The 3,002-nt window shown below is 52.8% G+C and carries 1 tRNA gene and 1 rRNA gene; both read left to right on the top strand.

The features are described 5' to 3' along the window. The first annotated feature begins 89 nt into the window (after nucleotides 1–89). Nucleotides 90–165: transfer RNA gene (locus ACFT7S_RS38595), tRNA-Ala, on the top strand. Nucleotides 166–288: 123 nt separating this feature from the next. Beyond that, nucleotides 289–3,002: ribosomal RNA gene (locus tag ACFT7S_RS38590) — 23S ribosomal RNA — on the top strand; the annotation flags it as partial.

The following is a 3,002-nucleotide window of genomic DNA, read 5'->3' as shown; positions in this document are numbered from 1 at the left end:
CGGTGGCGGGCGTGGTCGGGGTGGCGGCAGGTTTGGGACCAAGGGGTCGCAGGTTCGAATCCTGTCTTCCCGACCATTCATGCTAATTTGGGGCCTTAGCTCAGCTGGGAGAGCGCCTGCTTTGCACGCAGGAGGTCAGCGGTTCGATCCCGCTAGGCTCCACCAAAAGATAAAGTCAATGTAATCTTGTTCCTTGAAAACTAGATAATATGAGAAATAACCAAGTAATAACCGAGAATCGCCACTTTATGGATGAATCCATTAAGTAAGTAATAAACAACCTTTTTAGGTTAAGTTAGTAAGGGCGCACGGTGAATGCCTTGGCACTAGGAGCCGATGAAGGACGGGACTAACACCGATATGCTTCGGGGAGCTGTAAGCAAGCTTTGATCCGGAGATTTCCGAATGGGGGAACCCACTGCCCGTAATGGGGTAGTATCCTTACTTGAATACATAGAGTAAGGAAGGCAGACCCGGGGAACTGAAACATCTAAGTACCCGGAGGAAGAGAAAGCAAACGCGATTTCCTGAGTAGCGGCGAGCGAAACGGAAGAAGCCCAAACCAAGAGGCTTGCCTCTTGGGGTTGTAGGACACTCTATACGGAGTTACAAAGGAACGAAGTAAATGAAGAGGTCTGGAAAGGCCCGTCAAAGAAGGTAACAACCCTGTAGTTGAAACTTCGTTCCCTCCTGAGTGGATCCTGAGTACGGCGGGACACGTGAAATCCCGTCGGAAGCAGGGAGGACCATCTCCCAAGGCTAAATACTCCCTAGTGACCGATAGTGAACCAGTACCGTGAGGGAAAGGTGAAAAGCACCCCGGGAGGGGAGTGAAAGAGAACCTGAAACCGTGTGCCTACAAGTAGTTAGAGCTCTGTGCGTATTTCCTTCGGAAAGACGCCGAGTGATAGCGTGCCTTTTGTAGAATGAACCGGCGAGTTACGATTTCAAGCAAGGTTAAGCTGAAGAGGCGGAGCCGCAGCGAAAGCGAGTCTGAATAGGGCGAATGAGTACGTGGTCGTAGACCCGAAACCAGGTGATCTACCCATGTCCAGGGTGAAGTTCAGGTAACACTGAATGGAGGCCCGAACCCACGCACGTTGAAAAGTGCGGGGATGAGGTGTGGGTAGCGGAGAAATTCCAATCGAACTTGGAGATAGCTGGTTCTCTCCGAAATAGCTTTAGGGCTAGCCTTAAGATAAGAGTCTTGGAGGTAGAGCACTGTTTGGACTAGGGGCCCTCATCGGGTTACCGAATTCAGACAAACTCCGAATGCCAATGACTTATCCTTAGGAGTCAGACTGCGAGTGATAAGATCCGTAGTCAAAAGGGAAACAGCCCAGACCACCAGCTAAGGTCCCAAAGTATACGTTAAGTGGAAAAGGATGTGGAGTTGCTTAGACAACCAGGATGTTGGCTTAGAAGCAGCCACCATTTAAAGAGTGCGTAATAGCTCACTGGTCGAGTGACTCTGCGCCGAAAATGTACCGGGGCTAAACGTATCACCGAAGCTGTGGATGGACACCGTTGGTGTCCGTGGTAGGAGAGCGTTCTAAGGGCTGAGAAGCTAGACCGTAAGGACTGGTGGAGCGCTTAGAAGTGAGAATGCCGGTATGAGTAGCGAAAGAAGGGTGAGAATCCCTTCCACCGAATGCCTAAGGTTTCCTGAGGAAGGCTCGTCCGCTCAGGGTTAGTCGGGACCTAAGCCGAGGCCGAAAGGCGTAGGCGATGGACAACAGGTTGATATTCCTGTACCACCTCTTCACCGTTTGAACGATGGGGGGACGCAGGAGGATAGGGTAAGCGCGCTGCTGGAATAGCGCGTCCAAGCAGTTAGAGGGGTGACGAGGCAAATCCCGTCACCATGTACCTTGAGCTGTGATGGCGAGGGAAATATAGTAGCGAAGTTCCTGATTCCACACTGCCTAGAAAATCCTCTAGTGAGGTGAAAGGTGCCCGTACCGCAAACCGACACAGGTAGGCGAGGAGAGAATCCTAAGGTGAGCGAGAGAACTCTCGTTAAGGAACTCGGCAAAATGACCCCGTAACTTCGGGAGAAGGGGTGCTCTGTTAGGGTGCAAGCCCGAGAGAGCCGCAGTGAATAGGCCCAGGCGACTGTTTAGCAAAAACACAGGTCTCTGCGAAGCCGTAAGGCGAAGTATAGGGGCTGACGCCTGCCCGGTGCTGGAAGGTTAAGAGGAGCGCTTAGCGTAAGCGAAGGTGCGAATTGAAGCCCCAGTAAACGGCGGCCGTAACTATAACGGTCCTAAGGTAGCGAAATTCCTTGTCAGGTAAGTTCCGACCCGCACGAAAGGCGCAACGATCTGGGCACTGTCTCAACGAGAGACTCGGTGAAATTATAGTACCTGTGAAGATGCAGGTTACCCGCGACAGGACGGAAAGACCCCGTGGAGCTTTACTGCAGCCTGATATTGAATTTTGGTACAGCTTGTACAGGATAGGTAGGAGCCTTTGAAGCCGGAGCGCCAGCTTCGGTGGAGGCGTCGGTGGGATACTACCCTGGCTGTATTGAAATTCTAACCCGCACCCCTGAATCGGGGTGGGAGACAGTGTCAGGCAGGCAGTTTGACTGGGGCGGTCGCCTCCTAAAAGGTAACGGAGGCGCCCAAAGGTTCCCTCAGAATGGTTGGAAATCATTCGCAGAGTGTAAAGGCACAAGGGAGCTTGACTGCGAGACCTACAAGTCGAGCAGGGACGAAAGTCGGGCTTAGTGATCCGGTGGTTCCGCATGGAAGGGCCATCGCTCAACGGATAAAAGCTACCCCGGGGATAACAGGCTTATCTCCCCCAAGAGTCCACATCGACGGGGAGGTTTGGCACCTCGATGTCGGCTCATCGCATCCTGGGGCTGTAGTCGGTCCCAAGGGTTGGGCTGTTCGCCCATTAAAGCGGTACGCGAGCTGGGTTCAGAACGTCGTGAGACAGTTCGGTCCCTATCCGTCGTGGGCGTAGGAAATTTGAGAGGAGCTGTCCTTAGTACG

Source organism: Streptomyces sp. NPDC057136 (genome assembly GCF_042670885.1).
In the GTDB taxonomy this organism is placed as follows: Bacteria; Actinomycetota; Actinomycetes; order Streptomycetales; family Streptomycetaceae; genus Streptomyces.
Note: the sequence above shows the minus strand (reverse complement) of the source record. Positions and strands in the feature narration are given on the sequence as shown.